Annotated in this window: 17 protein-coding genes; 9 read left to right on the top strand and 8 right to left on the bottom strand. The window is 74.6% G+C overall.

Going from position 1 to position 21,963, the window contains the following annotated elements:
• Nucleotides 1–36: 36 nt before the first annotated feature.
• Both ACH4PY_RS01320 and ACH4PY_RS01315 read left to right on the top strand, forming a co-directional pair.
• Nucleotides 37–477, top strand: a complete 441-nt coding sequence (locus ACH4PY_RS01320; RefSeq protein ID WP_398174442.1) for a hypothetical protein — start codon at nucleotides 37–39, stop codon at nucleotides 475–477.
• An 82-nt stretch (nucleotides 478–559) separates the two neighbouring features.
• Nucleotides 560–1,084: a pyridoxamine 5'-phosphate oxidase family protein gene (locus ACH4PY_RS01315; protein ID WP_398174439.1), complete on the top strand. Its 525-nt coding sequence runs from the start codon at nucleotides 560–562 to the stop codon at nucleotides 1,082–1,084.
• A gap of 36 nt (nucleotides 1,085–1,120) precedes the next feature.
• Here the strand turns inward: ACH4PY_RS01315 and ACH4PY_RS01310 are convergent, their stop codons facing one another.
• The gene (locus ACH4PY_RS01310) at nucleotides 1,121–1,786 is read right to left on the bottom strand and encodes a nitroreductase (protein WP_398176010.1); all 666 of its coding nucleotides are present in this window, start codon (nucleotides 1,784–1,786) and stop codon (nucleotides 1,121–1,123) included.
• A 160-nt stretch (nucleotides 1,787–1,946) separates the two neighbouring features.
• Here ACH4PY_RS01310 and bla point away from each other — a divergent pair, with 160 nt between their 5' ends.
• Entirely contained in the window at nucleotides 1,947–2,891 is a 945-nt protein-coding gene (gene bla, locus ACH4PY_RS01305) for a class A beta-lactamase (RefSeq protein WP_398174436.1), read from the top strand.
• A gap of 797 nt (nucleotides 2,892–3,688) precedes the next feature.
• Nucleotides 3,689–6,880, top strand: a complete 3,192-nt coding sequence (locus tag ACH4PY_RS01300; protein WP_398174433.1) for an ATP-binding protein — start codon at nucleotides 3,689–3,691, stop codon at nucleotides 6,878–6,880.
• On the opposite strand, the gene ACH4PY_RS01295 is transcribed toward ACH4PY_RS01300, so the two are convergent.
• Nucleotides 6,816–7,610, bottom strand: coding sequence for an ABC transporter permease (locus tag ACH4PY_RS01295; protein WP_398174430.1), 795 nt, complete (start codon nucleotides 7,608–7,610; stop codon nucleotides 6,816–6,818). The genes ACH4PY_RS01300 and ACH4PY_RS01295 overlap by 65 nt on opposite strands.
• Nucleotides 7,607–8,626, bottom strand: coding sequence for an ATP-binding cassette domain-containing protein (locus tag ACH4PY_RS01290; RefSeq protein WP_398174427.1), 1,020 nt, complete (start codon nucleotides 8,624–8,626; stop codon nucleotides 7,607–7,609). Before ACH4PY_RS01290 ends, ACH4PY_RS01295 begins: the two co-directional genes overlap by 4 nt.
• Nucleotides 8,627–8,883: 257 nt before the next feature.
• Between ACH4PY_RS01290 and ACH4PY_RS01285 the strand changes: the two genes are divergently transcribed.
• The 3 genes from ACH4PY_RS01285 (at nucleotide 8,884) to ACH4PY_RS01275 (ending at nucleotide 11,422) form a co-directional block, all read left to right on the top strand.
• The gene (locus tag ACH4PY_RS01285) at nucleotides 8,884–10,398 is read left to right on the top strand and encodes a hypothetical protein (RefSeq protein ID WP_398174424.1); all 1,515 of its coding nucleotides are present in this window, start codon (nucleotides 8,884–8,886) and stop codon (nucleotides 10,396–10,398) included.
• 95 nt (nucleotides 10,399–10,493) lie between these two features.
• Nucleotides 10,494–10,715: a DUF4287 domain-containing protein gene (locus ACH4PY_RS01280; RefSeq protein ID WP_398174421.1), complete on the top strand. Its 222-nt coding sequence runs from the start codon at nucleotides 10,494–10,496 to the stop codon at nucleotides 10,713–10,715.
• A gap of 35 nt (nucleotides 10,716–10,750) precedes the next feature.
• Nucleotides 10,751–11,422 (top strand): hypothetical protein, encoded by a 672-nt coding sequence (locus tag ACH4PY_RS01275; RefSeq protein WP_398174418.1) that lies wholly within the window; start codon nucleotides 10,751–10,753, stop codon nucleotides 11,420–11,422.
• 130 nt (nucleotides 11,423–11,552) lie between these two features.
• On the opposite strand, the gene ACH4PY_RS01270 is transcribed toward ACH4PY_RS01275, so the two are convergent.
• On the bottom strand, nucleotides 11,553–12,173 hold the full coding sequence (locus tag ACH4PY_RS01270; RefSeq protein ID WP_398174415.1) for a DUF998 domain-containing protein: 621 nt from the start codon (nucleotides 12,171–12,173) through the stop codon (nucleotides 11,553–11,555).
• Nucleotides 12,174–12,794: 621 nt separating this feature from the next.
• On the opposite strand from ACH4PY_RS01270, the gene ACH4PY_RS01265 reads away from it, so the two are divergent.
• Nucleotides 12,795–14,330 carry an isocitrate lyase/phosphoenolpyruvate mutase family protein gene (locus tag ACH4PY_RS01265; protein ID WP_398174411.1) on the top strand — a complete coding sequence of 512 codons (1,536 nt, stop codon included), beginning with the start codon at nucleotides 12,795–12,797 and terminating at the stop codon, nucleotides 14,328–14,330.
• Here the strand turns inward: ACH4PY_RS01265 and ACH4PY_RS01260 are convergent, their stop codons facing one another.
• The 3 genes from ACH4PY_RS01260 to ACH4PY_RS01250 all read right to left on the bottom strand — a co-directional run bounded on the left by ACH4PY_RS01260 (nucleotide 14,331) and on the right by ACH4PY_RS01250 (nucleotide 18,239).
• Nucleotides 14,331–16,244, bottom strand: coding sequence for a serine/threonine-protein kinase (locus ACH4PY_RS01260; RefSeq protein WP_398174408.1), 1,914 nt, complete (start codon nucleotides 16,242–16,244; stop codon nucleotides 14,331–14,333). It lies immediately after the preceding gene.
• An 880-nt stretch (nucleotides 16,245–17,124) separates the two neighbouring features.
• Nucleotides 17,125–17,679: a hypothetical protein gene (locus ACH4PY_RS01255; protein WP_398174405.1), complete on the bottom strand. Its 555-nt coding sequence runs from the start codon at nucleotides 17,677–17,679 to the stop codon at nucleotides 17,125–17,127.
• Nucleotides 17,676–18,239: a TetR/AcrR family transcriptional regulator gene (locus ACH4PY_RS01250; RefSeq protein ID WP_398174402.1), complete on the bottom strand. Its 564-nt coding sequence runs from the start codon at nucleotides 18,237–18,239 to the stop codon at nucleotides 17,676–17,678. The genes ACH4PY_RS01255 and ACH4PY_RS01250 overlap by 4 nt, the downstream gene beginning before the upstream one ends.
• Before the next feature lie 272 nt (nucleotides 18,240–18,511).
• Here ACH4PY_RS01250 and ACH4PY_RS01245 point away from each other — a divergent pair, with 272 nt between their 5' ends.
• Entirely contained in the window at nucleotides 18,512–20,980 is a 2,469-nt protein-coding gene (locus tag ACH4PY_RS01245) for a beta-L-arabinofuranosidase domain-containing protein (protein WP_398174399.1), read from the top strand.
• 24 nt (nucleotides 20,981–21,004) lie between these two features.
• On the opposite strand, the gene ACH4PY_RS01240 is transcribed toward ACH4PY_RS01245, so the two are convergent.
• On the bottom strand, nucleotides 21,005–21,943 hold the full coding sequence (locus tag ACH4PY_RS01240; protein WP_398174396.1) for an acyl-ACP desaturase: 939 nt from the start codon (nucleotides 21,941–21,943) through the stop codon (nucleotides 21,005–21,007).
• Nucleotides 21,944–21,963: the final 20 nt, after the last annotated feature.

Here is a 21,963-nt window from a genome sequence, read left to right as displayed (position 1 = left end):
GGGGTATCGTCGCGGGCATGACGACACGAAAGGGCGATGCCGCGTAGGCCGCCCGGCGCGCTACGCGCCGCACCGCACGCACGCCGGGCAGGCGCCCGGCCGTACAGCCAGGTCAGGGGTCTGGGGAGAAGCGCGCAGGCCGCCGTACGGCGGGCCGAGGCGGACAGGTTCGGGCCCGGCTTCCTGGGCGGGGCGCTCGCGACGTACGAGGGGTTCCTGCGGCAGCCCGGCCGCGTGCTCTACCCGCCGCTGCCCGACTGCCCGTGCTGCGGCATCCTCGACGCGCGCGACGACGTCGAGGAGCTGCTCCACGCCCTCCCGCCGTCCGCCCGGCGGGAGGTGGGGCGGATCGTGGCACGGCTGGACGCGGAGTTCGAACGGCGCACGCTGCCGGACCCGTTCGCGGCCGCGCACCCCGGAGGGAGCTGGCGGCACCAGCGCCGCCCGTGGTGGCATCTGCGGCTCACGGGGGCCTGAGGTGTGTCGATCGGCGGGCGGTCCGTTCGACGCAAGGGGTGAGGGGCCGCGGTCGGCGCGGCCCGTGAGGCGAGGAGCCCCCATGTCCGCAACCCCGACCGACGAGTTCGCCACGCTCCCGCAGGGCGACGTGCGGCTGCTGCACGGTGCGACCGCCCAACACCTGCTCGCGTCGAAGGAGTTGGCCCGGGTCGGGTACGTCGCCGCCGACGGCACGCCCCGGGTCTTCCCGATGCTCTTCCACTGGACCGGCGAGGAACTGGTGCTCTCCACCTTCCACCCGGCCCGGAAGATCGCCGCGTTGCGGGCCAGGCCCGCGGTGGCGGTCACGATCGACGCGGCCGGGACACCGCCGCGGGCGCTGCTGCTGCGCGGCCGGGCGGAGGTGACGGACGTGGCCGGGGTCGTCCCCGACTACCGCCTCGCGCTGCACCGTTACGCGGGAACGCGCGAGGCGGGCGACGCCCAGGCGGACGCCGTGGACCACCCGGGCCTGCGCATGGCGCGCATCGCGATCCGCCCGACGTGGGTCGGCGTGCTGGACTTCGTGACCCGCTTCCCCGGCGGCAGCTCGGCAGCCGAGTTCGACGCGCGCGGTTCGTCCTGACGCGCGAGACCCGGCGGCGGGCTGCGGCACCGGTCGTCAGTCGCCGACGAAGCGCACCGTCTCCGGCAGCGGCGCCCGGTCCGTGAACAGCGGCGGGGCGCCCGCCGGTTCGTACCCGATCGCGAGCCCGCACAGCAGGACGTGGTCCGCGGGGGCGCCGACGGCGGCGGTGACGGTCGTGCGGTACATCGTCCACATCACCTGCGGGCAACTGTGCAGGCCCTCCGCGCGCAGCAGCAGCATCACCGTCTGGAGGTACATCCCCGCGTCGGCCCACTGACCCGGGCCCATCGCCGGGTCGAGGTAGCAGAAGAGGACGGCCGGGGCGCCGAACGCCCCCGTGTTGAGGGCGGCGATCTTGCGCGGCCGGTCCGGGTCGTTCCGCGCGATGCCGAGCGCGCCGTAGCGCTGGGCCGCCGCCGCGGCGAAGCGCTCCGCGTAGGGCGTCACCATCTCCGCCGGATACATGGGGTATTCGCGCGCGTCACCCGGATCCCCGGCCGCCGCACGGGCGGTGGCCCGCCGTTTCAGCTCCGCGAGCGGACCGCCGGTCACGACGTACACCTGCCACGGCTGGAGATTGCCGCTCGACGGTGCGTGCGCCGCGGCGTCCAGCACGCGCCTCAGCACCTCGCCGGGTACGGGCGCGTCGCTGAAGGCCCGCACCGCGCGGCGGCTCCGCACGGCCTCGTACACGTCCATCCGCTCCCCCATCGCCGCGGGTCCTGCGCCTTGCCCTTTTCTGTGCCTGCCCCGCCGTGGCCGGGCCGCCCCGGCCCGCCCCGCAGCATCGCACGGGCGGCGCGCCGGACCGCGCGGCGGGTCTTTGACTCCGGCCGGGCCGGACGTGAGGGTGGCGGGCATGGCCCGTACCGCCCGCCGCCCCGCTGCTGCCGCCGCTGCCGTCCTGGCCCTCGGCCTGCTCGCCGGATGCGGGAGCGGCGGCGCCCCGGTGGGTCCCGCACCCGCGCCCGCCTCGGGCAAGGCGCCGCGGGCCACCACCACCACGACCGCGCGGCTGCCCACCTCCGACGCGGTGTTCCGCGCCCTGGAGGACCGCTACGGCGCCCGCGTCGGCCTCTTCCTCCTCGACACCGGCACCGGCCGCACCGTCACCTACCGGCCCGACCGCCGCTTCGCCGCGTGCTCGACGCTCAAGGTGCTCGCCGCGGCGGCGCTGCTCCAGCAGCCCGGCACCGACCTCGACCGCACCCTCACGTACGACCGCTCCGACGTGCTCGACCACGCCCCCGTCACCGCGCGGCACGTCCGCGACGGCATGGCGCTGCGCGACGTCATGGACGCGGCACTGCGCTACAGCGACAACACCGCGGAGAATCTGCTGCTCCGCGAACTCGGCGGCCCCGCGGGCCTGCAACGGGCCGTACGCGGCCTCGGCGACACCACGACGCGGACGGACCGCACCGAGCCCTCCCTCAACGAGGCCGCCCCCGGCGACGACCGCGACACCAGCACGGCCCGCGCCCTCGCCACCGACCTGCGCGTCCTGCTGCTCGGCAACGCGCTGCCCGCCGACCGGCGGGCCCTGCTCCTGGACTGGATGACGCGCAACACGACGGGCGGCCCGTACATCCGGGCGGCGCTTCCCGCCGGGTGGACCGCCGCGGACAAGACCGGGAGCGGGGGGTACGGCACGCGCAACGACATCGCCGTCGTCCGGCGGGAGGGGGCGGCGCCGCTCGTCGTCGCCGTCCTCACGGCTCGCTCGCGCATCGACAGTGCCTCTGCGGATCGGCTGATCGCCGATGTGGTGGGGGCGGGCCTCACCTCCCTCCACCTCCGGTGAGGTCCCCATCCCGGTGGGGCTTCCCCCGCCGGGGGGCTCGTTTGCGCTGCCGCGCGGGCTGACCTTTCGCGCTGCCGCGCGGGGCCTTCGTCTTTCGGGGCGCGCGTGCCACGCCGGGCACCCGTCTTCGGGCTGCGAGTGCGGCGCTGGGCACTCGTTTTTGGGGCTGCGCGTGCCGCGTGGGGGATCCGTTTTTAGGGGCGCGGGGAACTGCGCGACAAGCCCCCACCGGCCGGTGGTCCGGTACGGACCGTACTGCCCCTTTGGGTCGGTGACGACCCGCGCGTGGGTGGTGGGTTGCTCGCGCAGTTCCCCGCGCCCCTGGGGGTGCCCGGCGGGGCATCGCGCCCCACGCGGGTGGGTGGGTCGGGTGCCGCCACGGGGCACCTCCTCGGAATGCGCGTACGACCTCACCCGCCCCCTCGACGGAGTCGATGCGCATTCCTGCGGGGGCACCCCGCACCGTCCCCCTCCAGGCAGGAGAAGCGGCTGCCCGCCGGTGGGGGCGGAGAAGGGCTCGCCCGGCAGGGCAACCGCACCCCGCACCGTCCCCCTCCCGGGGAGCGTCGGCGGCCGTCCCGCCGGTGGGGGCGGAGAAGGGCTCGCCCGGCAGGGCAACCGCACCCCGCACCGTCCCCCTCCCGGGGAGCGTCGGCGGCCGTCCCGCCGGTGGGGGCGGAGGAAGGCTCGCCCGGCGGGGCAACCGCACCCCGCAGCGTCCCCCTCCCGGGCAGGAGAAGCGGATGTCCGCCGGTGGGGGGCGGGGAGCTTGCCCGGCGGGGCTAGTCTGCGGGGTTGTGAGGATTGAGTTGACGTTGTTGTCCCGCGTGGCCTTCCAGGGGAAGGAGATCACCGCTCCCCGGCTGCGGGGGCTGCTCGCGCTGCTCGCGGGGGATCAGGGGGCGGGGTGCAGTGCGGGGCGGCTGGTGGAGGGGTTGTGGGGGGAGGAGGAGCTGCCTGACCGGCCGGCGAAGGCCGTGCAGGTGCTGGTGTCGCGGCTGCGGGCGCAGCTCGGTGCGGATGTGGTGGCGACGACGCCGACGGGATATCGGCTGACGTTGGACGAGGAGCAGGTGGATGCGTCCGCGCTGCTGCTGTGTGCGGCGCGGGCGCAGGAGTGTGCGCGGCGGGAGGACAGCGCGGGGGTGCTGGCGGCCGCGGAGGCGGGGCTGGCGTTGTGGGACGGGGGCGGGGACCGGGGGGAGGATCCGGTGGGCGCGCTGCGGGCGGATCGCGCAGCCGCGTACGAGGCGTTGTGGCGGCGGCGGGCGCTGGCGTTGGCGCGGCTGGGGCGGCGGGAGGAGGCCGTGGAGCCGCTGGCGGAGGTGGTGGGACGGGCGCCGCGGGACGAGGAGGCGTTGGCGGAGTTGTTGCGGGCGGAGGCGGCGACGGCGGGTCCGGCGGTGGCGCTGGCGCGGTACGACGCGTATCGCAGGGGGTTGCGGGACGAGTTGGGGGCGGATCCGGGGGCGGGTCTGCGGGCGGTGCACGCGGAGTTGTTGCGGGCGGAGGCGCCCGCGGTCCGCAAGGGGGTGCCGCACGAGCCGAACGAGCTGGTGGGGCGGGAGGCGGATGTCGCGGCGGTGACGGAGTTGCTGCACGTCTCGCGGGTGGTGACGGTGGCGGGTCCCGGCGGGCTGGGGAAGACGCGGTTGGCGCAGGTCATCGCGCGGGAGGCGGACCAGCGGACGGTGTGTTTCGTGCCGTTGGCGGGTGTGTCGGCGGACGCGGATGTCGCGGGTGAGGTGGCGGCGGCGCTGGGTGCGGCGGATCCGCGGGGACAGGGTGCGGCGGGAGCGATCGCGGCGGGGCTGGGGCAGGGTCCGGCGTTGCTGGTGCTGGACAACTGCGAGCAGGTGGTGGCGGGGGTCGCGGAGCTGGTGCGGGCCCTGGTCGCGCTGTCGCGCGATCTGCGGGTGCTGACGACGAGCCGGGCGCCGCTGGGGCTGACGTCGGAGGCGGTGTACGCGCTGCCGGAGCTGGACCGGGCGCATGCGGCGGAGCTGTTCGCGCAGCGGGCGCGGGCGGCCCGTCCGGGGGTGGAGCTTCCGGCGGCGCAGGTGGCGGAGCTGTGCGCGCAGTTGGACGGGTTGCCGCTGGCGGTGGAGCTGGCGGCGGCGCGGGTGCGGGCGCTGTCGGTGCCGGAGATCGCGCGCCGTCTGGGGGACAGGCTGCCGGATCGTTTCGCCCTGCTGCGGGGCGCGGCCCGGGACACCCCGGAGCGGCATCGCACGCTGCACGCGGTCGTGGAGTGGAGCTGGAATCTGCTGGAGGAGGACGCGCAGGGGGCGCTGCGCGCGCTGTCGGTCTTCCCGGGCGGTTTCACGGAGGACGCGGCCGCGCATGTGCTGCCGCCGCACGCGGACGTCCTCGGCATGCTGGAGCAGCTCGCGGACCAGTCGCTGCTGTCGGCGGCCGACACCGTGGCGGGGCTGCGGTTCCGGATGCTGGAGACGGTACGGGAGTTCTGTGCGGCCAGGCGTGCCGAGGCGGGTGAGGACACGGAGGTGACGTCCCTGCTGCTGGCGTGGGCGCGGGACTTCGGCCGTACCGAGCACGGTGTGCTGTTCGGCGCCGACCCGTTCGACTCGTGGGACCGGGTGCGGGCCGAACAGGACAACCTGGCACTGGCGCTGCGGCACGCGCTGGCCCGCGGGGACGGCGCGTCGATCGCGTCGGCGGCCGCGGTGCTGGGCGCGATCTGGTCGACGGGCTCCAACTACGGCCGCCTGGTGGCGCTCGCCGCCGACACCGGCCCGCCGCTGTCGCACTACGTCCCCGAGCCGGAGTACGTGGAGGTGGCGCGTGCGGCGGCGGCGGTGTGCACGGCGACGCTGTTCATGGGCATGGGCCCGCGCGCCCTGCGCCCGCTGATCACGCTGCGCCGCCTGCCGCAGGCCGAACCGGACTCCCTGGTAAGGGCGCTGGCGCGGGTGCTGTGCGTGATCCCGGATCTGCGCGCGCCCGGCTACGAGGCGCTGCGCGAGCTGTGCGCGCGCGACGACCAGCCGCTGCTGGCGGGGGTCGCCGAGTGCGTGGCGAGCTACGTGTGGGAGTACGAGGACGGGCCGGTGGCCGCGCTGGCCGCCGCGCGACGGGCGCTGGAGTGCCTGGAGCCGTTGCACCACCCGCTGCTGCGGATGCTGTGCCATGCCCGGATCAGCGAGCTGTCGCTGCGGATGGGCCACGGCGAGGAGGCGTACCAGCATCTGCTGGCCACGCTCGCGCAGCAGCAGGCGGTGGGCGACCGTACCGACACCATGAACGTGCGCGGCGCGCTGGTGCTCGCGTGTTTGCAGCGCGGCGCCGTGGACGAGGCCGAGCAGTGGCTGGAGCCGCAGGCCGCGCGGGACACCGCGCCCGACGAGGCCGAGGCGGTCGCGGACGCGGGCGCGCTGGCGGCGCAGGCCGGGATCGCACTGGCGCGGGGGCTGACGGAGCTGGGCCTCGGGCTGTGGCGGGAGTCGGTGGCAGCGCTGGACCCGGCCCTGGGCGAGCAGCACGGCGTGGAACCGTACCTGGACCCGTGGGCCCTGCAGATGCAGGCCGCGGCGCTGAGCGCGCACGCCCGGTGCGGGCGGGTGGAGCCGGTCGCGGGGCTGGTGGCGCGGCTGCGGGCGTGGCTGGTGCGGATGCTGACCCCGCACGACGGGCGGCCGCCCGTTCCTGCGGCCGAACTGCCGGTCTACGGAACGGTGTTGCTGGCGCTCGCGCATGCGGCGCTGGTGGGTGGTGACGCGTCGGCGGCGCGCTGGGTGGCGCTGGCCGAACGGCTGGGCGTGCTGGGGGAGTTGCAGCCGCCCGCAGCGGTGGCGGAGGCGCGGGAGGCGGCCCGGGACGCCGACGGGGCGGCGTACTCCGGCGCTGTCGCGGAGTACGCCGCCCTGGGGCGGGAGGAGTTGCGGGCCGCGGCGCTCGCCGCCGTCACCGCGCGCGGGACGGGTCGCGCTGGAACAGACGCGTCGACCACCAGGCGCCGAGAGCGGTGAGGGCGACGCCCCAGCCGACCGCGAGCCATCCGTTGTGCCCGATCGGCGTGCCCAGCAGCAGGCTGCGCAGCGACTCGATGAAGGGCGTGAAGGGCTGGTAGTCCGCGAACCAGCGGAACCACCCGGGCATCGAGTCGACCGGCACGAAGGCGCTGCCCAGCAGCGGCAGGATCATCAGCGGCAGCCCGACGTTGCTCGCGCCCTCCGGGTTGGGCGAGGACAGTCCGATGCCGACGGCGAGCCAGGTCAGCGCGAGGCCCACCAGCAGCGTCAGACCGAGCGCGGCGAGCCAGTCCAGCGGCGAGGCGTCGGTGCGGAAGCCGATCGCGAAGCCCACGCCGATGACCAGGACGACGCTGATGAGCACCTGGAGCACGCCGCCCACGACGTGCCCGACGAGGACGGAACCGCGGTAGATCGCCATGGTGCGGAAGCGGGCGATGATGCCCTCGGTCATGTCGGTGCACACCGACACCGCGACACCGAGCGAGGCACCGCCGATGGTCATCATGAGGATGCCGGGCACGACGTAGGCGATGTAGCGGGCCCGGTCGGGGTGCCCGCCGAGGCCGGAACTCATCACGTCGCCGAAGATGTAGACGAAGATCAGCAGCAGCATCACGGGCGTGAGCAGCAGGTTGAGGGTCATCGACGGGTAGCGGCGGGCGTGCAGCAGGTTGCGGCGGACCATCGTGGACGAGTCGCGCACGGCCAGGGACAGGGTGCTCATCGGGCGTTCTCCTCGGCGGACTTGGCGGGGGCGGGGACGGGGACGGTGGTGGGGACGGTGGTGCCGGGTCCGGTCAGGGCGAAGAAGACGTCGTCCAGGTCCGGGGTGTGCACGGTCAGTTCGTCGGCGGCGACCTCGGCGGCGTCCAGCCAGTCGAGGATCGCCCGCAGTTCGCGCTGCGTGCCGTCGCTCGGGATCTGCAGCGCGAGCGCCTCGTCGTCACGCGAGGAGCCGGTGAGCGCGCGGGCGGCGGCCTCGTACGCGGCCGGGTCGGTGAAACGCAGCCGCACGTGCCCGCCGGGCACGAGCCGCTTCAGCTCGTCGGCGGTGCCCTGCGCGACGAGCCGGCCGCCGTTGAGCAGGGCGATGCGGTCGGCGAGTTCGTCGGCCTCCTCCAGGTACTGGGTGGTGAGGAAGACGGTCACACCGCCCGCGACGAGTTCGCGGACGATGCGCCACATCGCGTCGCGGGCGCGCGGGTCCAGGCCCGTCGTCGGCTCGTCGAGGAAGATCACCCGTGGTTCGCCGACGAGCGTCATGGCGATGTCGAGGCGCCGCCGCATACCGCCGGAGTAGGTCGAGGCGGGCTTGCGCGCGGCCTCGGTCAGGTCGAAGCGCTCCAGCAGTTCCGCGGTGACCCGGTGGCGTTCGGTACGGCCGAGGTGGTGCAGGTCGGCCATCAGCAGCATGTTCTCCTCGCCGGTGATCAGGTTGTCCACCGCCGAGAACTGCCCGGTCACCCCGATCGCCGCGCGCACCGCCTGCGGCGCGGCCACCAGGTCGTGCCCGGCGACGCGGGCCTCGCCGCCGTCCGCGCCGATCAGCGTGGACAGGATCTGCACGGCGGTGGTCTTGCCCGCGCCGTTCGGCCCGAGCAGCGCGAAGACGGTGCCCGCGGGCACGCTCAGGTCGATGCCGTCCAGGACGGTCTTGTCGCCGTAGGCCTTGCGCAGGCCCCGGGCCTCGATCGCGATGTCCGGCGCGGTGCCCGCCGGGGGCTTCGGTGTCGTCGTCATGCCGCAAAGACTGCGGGGGCCCGCATTCAGGCCGGTTGCAGCGCGGTTTCAGCGCGGACGGGGGAGGGGCGCGGGCTGAAACCGCCGCGCGCGGGGGGCGGGGGAAGGGGCGGGGGACGGGGGCTGCGTCGTACCACCCGAATCAGCCGTCCCAGCGGGCGAGTTCAGCCGAAGTTGCCACAGGCGTCTCTCGCCCGTCGCCCCGCTGCTGGATCGTCGGGGGCGCTCCGGAAGACCGGCCGAGAGGAATTCTTGCCATGCGTGACATGAAGGACATCCGCAGGTCGCACCCCCGCTCCCGTACCGCGGGCCTGGCCCTGCTGCTGGCCGCCGCGCCCGCCCTCGGGCTGAGCGCCTCGCCCGCCGCCGCCTCGTCCGCGACCGGTTCGTCCGCGACCGGTTCGTCCGGGACCGGCTCGTCCGCGACCGGTTCGTCCGCGACCGTCGCCGGGCACGGCGCGCACCACCTGCCGTCGGTGACCGTGCGGCGCGGCGGCCCCGCGCACACGGTGCACGTCACCGCCGACCGCAGCGGCGAGGCCGTCGTGACGCTGTCCTCGCGGGCGCCCGGCATCTCCTGGGGCACGAAGGGAGCGGAGTCCGCGGTGGTGTCCGCCTTCGTGGACGGGCGCTACGCCACCGACATCGTGATCCCCTCCGACCAGCCGATCACCCGCGACTTCAGCCTCGGCCACCTCACCCGCGGCCGCCACACGCTGGCCTTCCGCTTCGCCGCCGACCGTTCCCCGCGGGCCGCGACCCGCGCCGTCCTCGGCGGCATCGGCCTCACGGTCTACGGCGAGACCACCGACATGGGCCTGATCCTGCGCAACGCCCCCGTGCTGTACGGCCGCAACCTCCCCGACCTGGGCACTCCGTTCCAGAGCAGCACCACCGACGCGCCGCTGTACGAGTATCACGAGGTGCTGCCCGCGACGACGCCCGGCCACAAGGTCCTCCAGTACACCGTCATCTGGACGAACGAGGACGGCGGCACCAACTCGCCCGCCCTGATGGCCCGCTGGGGCCGTACGACCGACATCGAGTGGGCCTACGACGTCGAGGTCGACGCCCAGGGCGAGCCGGTGCCCGGCACCGGGGTCTACCAGGCCGCCAACCACCAGACGCTGGTCTTCGCGGGCACCTACGAGGGCGACCGGCCGCGGCTGGAGACGTGCACCTCCAACAACAACCTGTGCGACACCGTCGACGACCCCATGCGCTTCTCGCCCGCGCCCGTGCAGGAACTGCCCGCGGGCCAGCCGCGCGAGCACATGATGGACGTCAACCCGTGGCTCTACCCGGTCATGGCGCAGGAGATGACCCGCGAGGGCAAGATCGAGTCGCCGTCCAGCCCCGCCACACCGGAGCTGGGCGACCAGCGCACGTACCTCTACCTCGCCGTCGCCCACACCGCGACGCCGTCCACCGACGCGGGCGCGGTCGGCCTGTCCGTCGGCGTACGCCTCAAGGGCGACCCGACGCTCTACCGCTCGAACCACGTCGACCCGACGTGGTCGATCACCCGCGAGGGCACCGCGGCCACGACCGTCGAACTCCCCGCGGGCACCACGCAGTCCGACATCGCCGAGATCGTCGCCCTGCGCACCCCGGTGACCGAGACCGGCGCGAGCCTGACCGTCACCGCCGTCACCCGCGCGTTCTTCCTCCAGGACGACTACCTGCCCGCCGACTCCTTCCTGAGCTGGACCGGCTCCACCGTGCTGACCCAGGCCGCCCCCGAGGCACCCCTCTACACCGCCGCGGGCTGAAAACCGGGGCGGCGGCGACCGATGAGTCCGGCGCCGCCGCCCCGTCTACCCTGCGACCGCGAACGACCGCGAACGAGCCCCGCAGGGAGACGCACATGACCACCACCGCACCCGCCGCCAAGGGCCCCGCGAGCTACTTCCCCTCCATCGAGAAGAAGTACGGCCGCCCGATCGCCGAGTGGCAGCAGCTCATCCGCTCCTCCCCGCTGACCCGGCACATGGAGCTGGTCGGCTGGCTCAAGACCGAACACGGCCTGGGCCACGGCCACGCGAACGCCCTCGTGGCCGCGACCCTGGCGCAGGACACCGGCCGCTGACCGCTGACCGCTGACCGCCGTAGGGGGAGGGGCAGGTGGTGGCCGTCGCCGAGCCGCCGAGACTGCTGCGGACGGTGATCGGCCCCGGGTTGTCCAGCCACTGGTGCTGGGCCTCGTACGTGCCGCCGCCCTTGGCCGCGAGCGGGAACATGAAACTGTCCGAGGCGGTCAGGTGGACGCCCAGGATCGCGTTCGGGTCGCTGCTGGTCGCGGTGATCCTCAGCAGGCCCTTCTTCCACTCCGCGCTCTTGACCGTGACCTTGTCGGTGACCGGCGGCGCGGACGCCGGGACGACCGTCACCGTGCCGGACGCGCTGCCGCCGTCCGCCGTCGCGGTGACGGTGACGAGCCGGTCGCCCGTGACGGCCGAGGTCGAGACCGGGAAGGGCGTGGTGTCCGAGCCCACGGTGGCGAGCACCGACTCCGGCACGCTCAGCACCGCCGGATCGCTGCTGACCAGGTGGATCAGCCCGGTGTCCGGGTCCGCGGCGCCGGACAGCCGCACCTTCCCGGTGGCGAGGCCCCCCGCCGGTCACGGTGTGCGGTGCGATCTGTGGGCGTCCGCCAGGACCCCGGTCGGTCCCGGCCGCCGCGTCCGGCGCGAGGGCGAGGCCCCCGCGCCGAGCGCCACCAGCGCGGCGACGGCCACGCCCAACCGGCGGACCCGGCCCCCTGAATCACCTGCGGCAGGCATCGCGCGCACGTGACCCTCCCCTGACGGCGGCCCCCCGCCGGGCTCGGCGGGGGGGTCCCGCGGAGGTACGGGCGGGGGGCCCGGGTAGTTCAACGCTCACGTACTTTTTCCGGGCGCCCTTCCCGCTCCCGGCGTCGCCCCGCTTACACCGGCATCCGCGGGCCCGCGCCCGTCCCCGCGCCCGGCCGGTGGCGCAGACACGAGATGACCACCACCACCGGCCACACCGCCGTCGCCGCCGTCACCACACGCTCCGCCACACCCGCCGGGCCGTGCCGCTGGTTCTCCACCACGAACCACGCCGCCCCCAGCAGCATCAGCCCCGTCACCGCCCACGACGGCGCCAGCCGCAACCCCCACGGACCGCCCGTTGGGCGCCGCCACGCCGCCAGCACCGGCCACAGCGCCAGCAGCGCGAAGCCCACCGTCACGACCGACCCGTGCGACAGCGACCCGCCGGTCGCGGGCGCCGGGAAGAGCGCGAGCAGCATCGCCGACACTCCGCCGCCGCCCAGCGCCAACCGCCCCGCCAGCGCGGCCGCCCGCAGGCCGCACGCCGTCGCCAGATGACACAGCCCCAGCGCGAGCAGCGTCGCCGTCAGCGCCCAGTAGGCCTCCTGGTTGTCCGCCGCGAGGACGCTGATCGTCTGCTTCACCGGGTTGTAGTCCGGCCCCTCCACGACAGCGGCGGTCGCCGAACCGCCCAGCAGAAGTACGGGAGCGGATCCGGAGGAGAGCACCGCCCACCACGTCACATGTCCCATCGGACCACCGTAAAACGCCCCTCCCGCGGCGGGGGTGACCTTCGGCCGGAGGTGGGCCTGTCGCTCCGCGAGGTGCTCGTTTCGGTTCGCCGCGCGACCTTCCCTTTGTGGGGGCTGCTCGCTCCGTTCTCCCCCAGAGCTTCGCCTGGGAGGTGCCCCCACGCGCCCCTTCTCGCGGCGCGCCGGTGGGCGGGTCGGGGGCCGCCACGGGGTACCTCCTCGGAATGCGCCTTCGCCCTCCTACCTGGTCGGTGAGCCACTGCCAGCGCATTCCTGCGGGGGCACCCCGCACCGTCCCCCTCCAGGCCGGTTCAGCGGCTGCCAGCCGGTGGGGGTGAGCGTCTCTGGGGCGCACCTGCGGGAGAGAGTCCCCGTTTTTCAGGGGCGCGGAGAACTGCGCGCTCAGCCCCCACCGGGGGGAAGGGGAGCTGCCACCGCAAGTGGCAATCAGCTAGGGGCTGCGTGGGGGTACCCCCACGCGAAGCTCTGGGGGAGAACGGAGCGACAAGCCCCCACCGGGCGGACGATCGCGACGCCTACCGCAACAGGCACCCCATCGCGCAAGGGGGCGCGGGGGACGGTTCGGCGTCCACCGAAGTGTGGGGGTCCTAGCGTCGGCCCATGACGCCCACGACGCACGTGCTGGAAGCCCACGCAGCGATCACCGCCGCTCTCGCGGATCCCGCGCTCGTTCCGGTGGGGGCCGCGGGGGGCGGGCCCCAGGGGAGGAGTGTGGCGTGGCTGCGTGCCGCGGTCGCGCGGTTCAGTTCGGGGGAGCCGCACCGCCGGCGGCGGGCCCTGGTGGAGGCGGAGCTCGCGCGGCTGGACCCGGCGGCTCTGCGCCGCGCAGCGGAGAGCTCGGGGGACGCCCCCGACGTGCCGACCGCGCACCGGGTCGTCCGGACGCTCGCCGGGGCGATGGGCCTGGCGGAGCCGGACGCCGTCGCGGAAGCGGTCTGCGTGGTGTCGGGGCCCTACTTCGGTGCGGCGGACGCCGCCGCGGAGGCGGCCGCGGACGGGGCGGTGACCCGCCTGGTGGGGCTGCTCGGGGCGGACCCGGCGGACGACGCGGCCCTGGAGGCGGCGGCCAACCGCATCGGCGTCCTCGTGCAGGCGGGTGCGGCGACGGCCGCCCTCGTGACGGCGGCGGGCACCGCCCCGCTGGCGAGGGTGCTGCGCGAGACCCCGCCGGTCACGGAGATGCGCCGGGTGGCGGCGCGGGCGACGCGGGTCGCGGGCCGGGACGTCGCCGCGGGCGACACCGTCCTGCTCGATCTCGCGGCGGCGCACCGGACCCACCCCGTACCGCTGACGTTCGGTGCGCCGCCGCGTGCGTGTCCGGGCCGGGCGCACGCGCTGGCGCTGGCGGAGGGTCTGCTGGGCCGTCCGCGCTCGCCGTTCGCGCGGTTGCACGACGAGGCGGCACCGCTGCTCCTGCCCAACGCCTGGGACCACGCGTCGGCGGCCCTGCTCGCACGGCACGGTTTCCGGGCGGTCGGGACGACGAGTCTGGGGGTGGCGGCGGCCGCGGGTCTGCCGGACGGCGCCGGGGCGACGGCCGAGGAGACCGTGGCGCTGGCGCGCAGCCTGGGGCGGGGCGGTTTTCTGTTCAGCGTCGACGCGGAGGGGGGTTTCAGCGACGATCCGCGGGAGGTGGCGGAGCTGGCGGCGCGGCTGTACGAGGCGGGGGCCGCGGGTGTGAACCTGGAGGACGGCCGCGCCGACGGCTCCCTCGCCCCGGCCGGGCTGCACGCGGCCAAGGTCGCCGCGGTGCGCGAGGCCGTGCCGGGACTGTTCGTGAACGCCCGCACGGACACGTACTGGCTCGGCGGCCGTGCGGAGGAGACGGCCACCCGGCTCGCGCGGTACGAACAGGCGGGCGCGGACGGGGTGTTCGTCCCCGGCCTGACCGATCCCGCGGCCATCGCCGCCCTGACGGCGACCCTCACCGTCCCGCTGAACGTCCTCCACACCCCGGGCGGTCCCGGCGTCGCCGAACTGGCGGGTCTCGGCGTCCGCCGGATCAGCCTGGGTTCCCTTCTGTACCGCACGGCCCTGTCCGCGGCGCTGTCGGCGGCGACCGCCGTCCGCGACGGCCTGCCGCAGGCCGCAACTCCCGTGCCGTACGGAGAGGTTCAGGCGCTGGCGGGCCCCTGACTAGGACTTGTTGTACGTGGTCCCGTTCGGGTTGGACGTGGAGTAGATGCGGCGGACGGTGCCCGCGCTGTCGGAGACGAAGGTGGAGGCGGCCACGTCGTTGCAGTACGCGCCGGAGTGGGCCGTGTCGATGGTGCCGGACGTGACGCGGAACTGCTTGCCGCCCGCGGAGACGGAGTCGAGGCGGGCGGTGTACTCGCAGTGGCCCATGCCGTAGACGTCCCAGGAGTAGCGGACGGCGTTCTGGCCGATCGCGGCGCGGGAGATGACGAGTTTCTGCGGGTCGTTGCCGAAGCTGTTCGAGGAGGGGACGTTCCAGGTGCCGAGGAAGACGGTCGGGACGGCGCTCGACGACGGCTTGCTCGAGGGGGGTTTGCTCGACGTGCCCCCGGACGAGCCGCCGGAGCCGGACGTGGAGCCGGTGGCGCCGCCGGAGGACGAACGGGTGGGGCCCGTTCCGGGGTTGGTGGCGGGGGCGCCGTTCTTTCCGTCCTGGCCGTTCCTGCCGTTCTTGCCGGGGGCCGGGGTGGGCGTTCCCGGCGAGGTGGCGGACGCCGAGGCGCCGGGGGTCACCGTGCCGGAGGGGGAGACGCCCGCGGGGGAGGGGGAGTTGGAGGCGGACGGGGGCGCGGTGGGGGTGCCGGTGGCGGCGGCGCGGGGGGCGCCGCCGTCGCCGGGGAGGAGGACCAGCGCGGTGGTACCGCCCGCGACCACGACGGGCACCACGGTCACGGCGATGAGCCAGGACCGCTTGCGGGCCCGCCGTTCGGGCTCGGGCGGAGCCGGTGCCGGTGTCGGGGTCGGTGCCGGGGTCGGGGGCGTCGAGGACACCGCCGTCGCCGCCACCGTCGGCTTCTGCGCGCGCAGTTGCACCGTCTCGCGGCTCCTCCCCGCGGCGGGCTCCGTCCCCGACTCGATCGCGAGCAGGCCCGCCGAGAGCCGGGCCAGCCGGACGACCACGGGGGCGGGGAGCCAGTCGCCGGACGCGGCGGCGGGCCCGGGGCGTTCCGGGCCGGACAGCAACTCCGCCACGCTGGGGCGGTGTTCGGGGTCCTTGGTCAGGCAGCGGGCGATCAGCGCGCGCAACGGCTCGTCCGTGACGGCGTCGAGGTCGGGTTCGGCCTGCACGATCCGGTACATCACGGCGTGCTGGTTGGTCGCGCCGTGCGCGAAGGGCAGCCGCCCGCTCGCCGCGTAGGCGAGCATGCAGCCGAGGGCGAAGACGTCGCTCGCGGGGCGGGCCCCGTCGCCGGTGATCTGCTCGGGTGCCATGAAGCCGGGCGAGCCGATGACCATGCCCGTGCTGGTGAGCAGGGATTCGACGGCGGGCTGCACGGCGCGCGCGATGCCGAAGTCGATGACGCGCACGCCCTCGACGGTGAGCATGACGTTGGACGGTTTGAGGTCGCGGTGCACGATGCCCGCCGCGTGGATGTCCTTGAGGGCGCGCAGCATGCCGTCGGCGAGCGCGTGGACGGTGGACGCGGGCAGCGGGCCGTGCAGGCGTACCACCTGCTCCAGGGACAGGCCGGGGACGTAACCGGTGGCCACCCACGGGGGGTCGGCGTCGGGGTCGGCGTCGAGGACGGGTGCGGTGTGGCGTTCGCCGACCTTCCGGGCGGCGGCGATCTCCCGGCGGAAACGGGCCCGGAAGCGGGTGTCGGCGGCGTACTCCTCGTGCACGACCTTCACCGCGACCGCCCGGCCGCCCTCGGAGCGGGCGAGGAACACCCGCCCCATCCCGCCGGACCCGAGCACCCCGAGCACCCGGTAGGGGCCGATCCGGCGCGGGTCCCCGGCGGCGAGCGGCTTGACCGTGCCCTCGGAGCCGTCCGCCCCGGAAGCGCCGTCCGCGCCGGCGGCGCCGCCCGTCACGCCCTCGTCCCCGTGTCCGCCGCTCACCCTGCCGGGCATGGAAAACCCCCGCTCCCCGTTCCGCGTCCCCCGCCCGGCGGCCTGCGCCGCCACCGGGGCCCGCCTCCACTGTCGTCTCCTGAACCGGCCACAGCATAGGGACAGTTGGGCCACGAAACGATGCGAGTGACGTCCGGGCCCGGTCACAGTACGACGCGGAAGCGCCCGCGGGCGCGCCCTATCCGTCCAGCAGACGGCGGCAGAGCGCCTCGTCGAAGGGCGCGTTCCGGTGGGCCAGGAGGGCTGCCAGGAAGCTGCGTCGGGCCGGTGTCAGGACAGTGTGCCCGGTGAGGGGTTCCGGGAGGGCCAGCGTGACGAACGGGGTGAGGACGTCGCGGTGGGCAAGGGTGGAGGACAGCGCGGCGAGGCCCAGCGCGGCGGGCAGGACCTCGTCGAGGTCGCGCGCGGTCGGCGAGGGTGAGGGCGAGGTCGAAGTGGAGCCGCCCTTCCTGGCCGGGCAGGTGGCGGTCGAACCACCGGTCGGCTTCCAGGGGGTCTTTCAGCGCGGTGACCAGGGCCTTCGTGGCGCGCGGGTCGTGCGCGAGGCCCGGTGCCAGGGCCGCGCAGGCGCGGACTCCGGGGTGCGGGTCGTTCAGGAACCGGTCCGGAGGCTCATCCAGCAGGACGAGCAGCCGGGCGACGGCCGCCCGCTCCGCAGGGCCGGGCGAGACGGCGGCCGTTTCCGTGACGGTCTGGACGAGCGCGGCCCTGTCGTGGCCGGGCGCTTCGTGGCGGAGGCAGTACGCCGCCGTGGTCGCCGCGGCGGTCCGGACCGCGGGCTCCGCGGCGGTGAGCAGCGCGAGGGCCGCGACCCGGGCGCCCGTACGGCCTGCGCGCGCCACCGGCCGCAGCCAGGGGCGCGCGAGGCGAAGGGTTCGCGTCAGGCCGCCGCCGGCGCGGGCTGGACGCGCTTGGCGTCCCAGGCCAGCCACCCGCAGGCGGCGGCGAGCAGCACGCCGTGCGCGATCCGCAGCGCGGGCGGGCCGAAGAACTGCGGGAGGAACAGGCCGAACCCGACCGCGAACAGGATCGACGGCACCGTGCGCAGCCGGACCGCGACGAGGATCGCGGCTGCCGCCATGGTCAGCAGCCCGAGTCCGAACACCGTCATCGCGAACGGGTTGTAGCGCACGTCCTCGGCCAGGTGCAGGACGTTCGACTGGCCGGCCATCGCGTGCAGGCCGAAGTCCTCTGCGCCGTAGTACGGGAGGGTCAGTCCGGCGCCGATCCAGAACACGATCGCCGCCGTGCGGTCGACCGACAGCAGCGCGATCGCCACCACGATGAACCCGATCATCGCGCACAGGTGGGCGACGACCCACGCGGTGGAGCCCATCGCGGCGGCCGCGCCCGAGGCGGTGGACTCGTCCTTCCACGGGCGGAGGGCGGGGTAGAGCAGGAACAGCACGCCCGCGACGGACAGCGGGATCCTCATGATGTGCTCCTCAGGCTGGCCAGATACATCTGGATGAGCTGGTCGTAGGTGTCGTCGAGGTCTTCCGGCAGGCCGAAGCCGCCCCCGGTCTGGAGGGACGCGAAGCCGTGCACGAGCACCCGCAGGCGCCGGGTCGCGTGCACGGCCGCCGGGCCTTCGAGCCCGTAGCCGCGCAGCGTGGCGTACATGACGCCGACGAGCTTCGTGCCGGCCGCCTCCTGGATCGGGTCGTGCAGCGGGTCCATCGGCAGTGCGGCGTACCGCTTCGGGTGCGCGGCGGCGTACGCGCGGTAGGCGCGCATCAGGCCGGTGACCGCCTCGTCGCCGCCGGTGCCCAGGACGGTGGTCGCGATCAGGTCGGTCACCTCCTCCAGCACCCGTGCTCCGACGAGCGTCCTCAGTTCGCCGAGGCTCGCCACGTGCTTGTAGAGCGACGGTGTGGCGACCCCGCAGCCGTGCGCCACGGCGGCGAGCGTGAGGCCGTCCGGCCCGTGCTCGTCCACGATGCCGAGCGCCACGTCGACCACGGCGGCCGGTGTCAGTGACTTCTTAACAACCATAGCCGGGAGGCTAATGACATTAGCCTTGGGCGTCAACCACTGCTCACTGTTTACAACGTTGGAGACCCCGCAGGCCGCACCGCACCGCCGACGGCCAGCGGCTTTCCGTATCGGCTCCATCCCCGCCCACCGCAGGGATTGTTGTGTAACGCGAGAGGCAAAAGCCTACTTGTGTGCCGCCTCTGGACAGGGCCGCGAGGCCGTGCTCTCATGCTGAGCGACAGCGGGATTTGCAACGTTGGAAGAGCAAGCAGCACAGGAGGCCACCCCCCATGCCCCTGAACCGCCGTACGTTCCTCGCCGCCGCGACCACGGCCGCCGCCTCCGCGGGGGCCGCGCTGCCCCTGGTGGCCGCGGCGCCCGCCCGAGCCGCCGCCGGGGGAGGGGTGCCGGGTCGTGCCTCGGCCCGCGTCGCCCCCGCCCCCGGCGGCCTGTACGCGCCCAGCCGCTCCCCGCTGGCGCCGACCGCGTTCCTGCGGCTGCCGCCCGGGGCCGTCACGGCGGGCGGCTGGCTCGCGGGGCGGCTCCAGCAGCAACTCGCCGGGCTGTGCGGCCAGTACGCCGCGACCTCGCACTTCCTGAATATGGACGGCACCGGCTGGGTGCACCCGGAGAAGGTCGGCTGGGAGGAGGTGCCGTACTGGCTGCGCGGCTACACCGACCTGGCGATCCTCACCGGTGACGCGACCGCGCTCGCGGCCGTGCGCCGCTGGGTGGACGCCATCGTCGCGACGGCCCAGGCCGACGGCCTCTTCGGCCCGACGTCGCTGCGCACCTCGCTCGGCGGCGGCCCCGACTTCTGGCCCTTCCTCCCGCTGACCTGGGCGCTGCGCAACTGGCAGGAGTACAGCGGCGACAGCCGCATCGTGCCGCTGCTGACCGCGTTCTTCCGCTACATGAACGCCCAGGGGCCCGGCGCCTTCAACCAGAGCTGGGTGTCGGTGCGCTGGGGCGACGGCCTGGACAGCGTCTTCTGGCTCTACAACCGTACCGGCGACGCCTTCCTGCTCGACCTCGCCGACAAGATCCACGCGGGCGGCGCGAACTGGGTGAACAACCTGCCGACGCTGCACAACGTCAACGTCGCCCAGGGTTTCCGCGAGCCCGCCCAGTACGCGCTGCGCTCGCCGTCCGGCACCCTCACGCAGGCCGCGTACCAGAACTACACCTCGGTGATGACGGCCTACGGGCAGTTCCCCGGCGGCGGGTTCGCGGGCGACGAGAACGCCCGGCCGGGCTTCGGCGACCCGCGGCAGGGCTTCGAGACGTGCGGGATCGTCGAGTTCATGGCCAGCCACCAGCTGCTGACCCGGATCACCGGCGACCCGGTGTGGGCCGACCGCTGCGAGGACCTCGCCTTCAACTCGCTGCCCGCCGCCCTCGACCCCTCCGGCAAGGCGATCCACTACATCACCAGCGCCAACAGTGTCGATCTCGACAACACCGCGAAGACGCAGGGGCAGTTCCAGAACGGCTTCGCGATGCAGGCCTACATGGCGGGCGTCGACAACTACCGCTGCTGCCCGCACAACTACGGAATGGGCTGGCCCTACTTCACCGAGGAGCTGTGGGCCGCGACCCCGGATCTGGGGCTCGCCGCGGTGATGTACGCGCCCAGCAAGGTGACCGCGAAGGTCGCCGACGGCACGTCCGTCACCGTCACCGAGACCACCGACTACCCGTTCGCCGAGACGGTGACACTGACCGTCAACACCCCCCGCCCGCTGGCCTTCCCGCTCTACCTGCGGATCCCCGGCTGGTGCGCAAGCCCCCGCCTCACGGTCGCGGGCGCGGCCGTGAGCGCCCCCAAGGGCCCGGCGTTCACCGTGGCCAACCGCACCTGGAACAACGGCGACACGGTCGTCCTCACCCTGCCGCAGGCCACGACCGTACGGACCTGGCCCGGCAACCACGGTGCCACCGCCGTCGACCACGGGCCGCTCACGTACTCCCTCAACCTGGGCGAGAACTACGTCCAGACCGGCGGCAGTTCGCAGTTCCCGCAGTACGAGGTGCACGCCACCGCGGCCTGGAACTACGGGCTCGCCCTCGACTCCGGGAGCGCGGGCTTCAGCCGCAGCGGCGGCGCCCTGCCCGCCGACCCGTTCACCCCGGCGACCAGCCCGGTCCGCGTCACCGTGCCCGCCCGCCGGATCGCCGAATGGCAGGCCGACTCCCAGCACGTCGTCACCCCGCTCCAGGACTCGCCCGCACGCTCCACCGCGGCCGTCGAGACGGTCACACTCGTCCCGATGGGCGCCGCCCGGCTGCGCATCTCCGCCTTCCCCACCGCCTCGCCGACCGGCCGGCAGTGGAGCGCCCCCGCCCCGTACCGCCGGATCCGCAACAAGAACTCGGGCAAGGTCATGGGCGTGGACCTGATGTCCACGGCGAACAGCGCGCATGTGGTGCAGTTCGACGACAACGGGACCGCCGACCACCTGTGGCAGCTGGTGGACAACGGTGACGGCTGGTTCCGGATCCGCAACCAGAACTCCGGCAAGGTGTTGGGCGTCGATCTGATGTCCACGGCGAACAGCGCGCATGTGGTGCAGTTCGACGACAACGGGACGGCCGACCACCTGTGGCAGTTCGTGGACAACGGTGACGGCTGGTTCCGCATCCGCAACCAGAACTCCGGCAAGGTCATGGGCGTGGACCTGATGTCGACGGCCAACAGCGCGCATGTCGTGCAGTACGACGACAACGGGACGGCCGACCACCTGTGGCAGTTCCTCTGACGGACCGGGCCCCGCGGCGGCGCCTCAGGCGGGCGCCGCCGCGGCCAGGACCGCCGCCCGGCGGCTCTCGAAGCGGGCGGCCAGGGCGTCGAGCCGCTCCAGGTGCGCGCCCAGCTCCTGCTGGGCGCGGGCGGCGCCGCCGGTGAGGCCCGGCAGGTGCAGGACGCCGGTGTGGCGCAGCAGCGGCAGCAGCACCTCGTCGCGGTGGATGCGCAGGTCGTAGACCCCTGCGTAGGCCAACTCCCGTGCCTGGCGGGCAAAGTTGTCGATGCCGTGGCCCGGCATCCGGAAGTCCGTGACGACGTCGCGCAGCCCGCACACCGCCGCCTCCGGCGCGGTCTCCAGCAGCGCGCCGAGCAGGTTGCGGTAGAAGACCATGTGCAGGTTCTCGTCGGCCGCGATGCGCGTGAGCAGCGCCTCGCAGCGCGGATCGCCGCTGATCCGGCCGGTGTTGCGGTGCGAGATGCGGGTGGCCAGCTCCTGGAGGGCGACGTAGGCGATGGCGTGCACGGGGTCGTCCTCGTGCGGGGAGCTGAAGCCCTGCGTCATGTGGACCATGCGGGAACGTTCCAGCGCGCACGGGTCCACCCCCCGGGTGGTGAGCAGGTAGTCCCGGATCGCGGTGCCGTGCCGGGCCTCCTCCGCCGTCCAGCGGCCGACCCAGGTGCCCCACGCGCCGTCCCGGCCGAACAGCGTGGCGATCTGCCGGTGGTAGCTGGGCAGGTTGTCCTCGGTGAGCAGGTTGACGATCAGCGCGGTACGGGCCGCGCCCGGCAGCGCGGAGTCCGCGGGCTCCCACGCCCGCCCGCCGAGCGGCCCGTCGAAGTCGGCGCCCTGCGACCAGGGCACGTACGCGTGCGGGAACCACTCCTTCGCCAGCGCCAGATGACGGTGCAGGTTCGCCTCGACGACCGGCTCCAGCTCGTGGAGCACCCGGACGTGCTGCGGCGCGATGTCGGACACGGACGGCACGGGAAACGCCT

This window comes from Streptomyces sp. NPDC021224 (assembly GCF_044332905.1).
GTDB lineage: Bacteria > Actinomycetota > Actinomycetes > Streptomycetales > Streptomycetaceae > Actinacidiphila.
The sequence above is the reverse complement of the archived record's forward strand: the minus strand, read 5'-3'. Positions and strand labels throughout refer to the sequence as shown.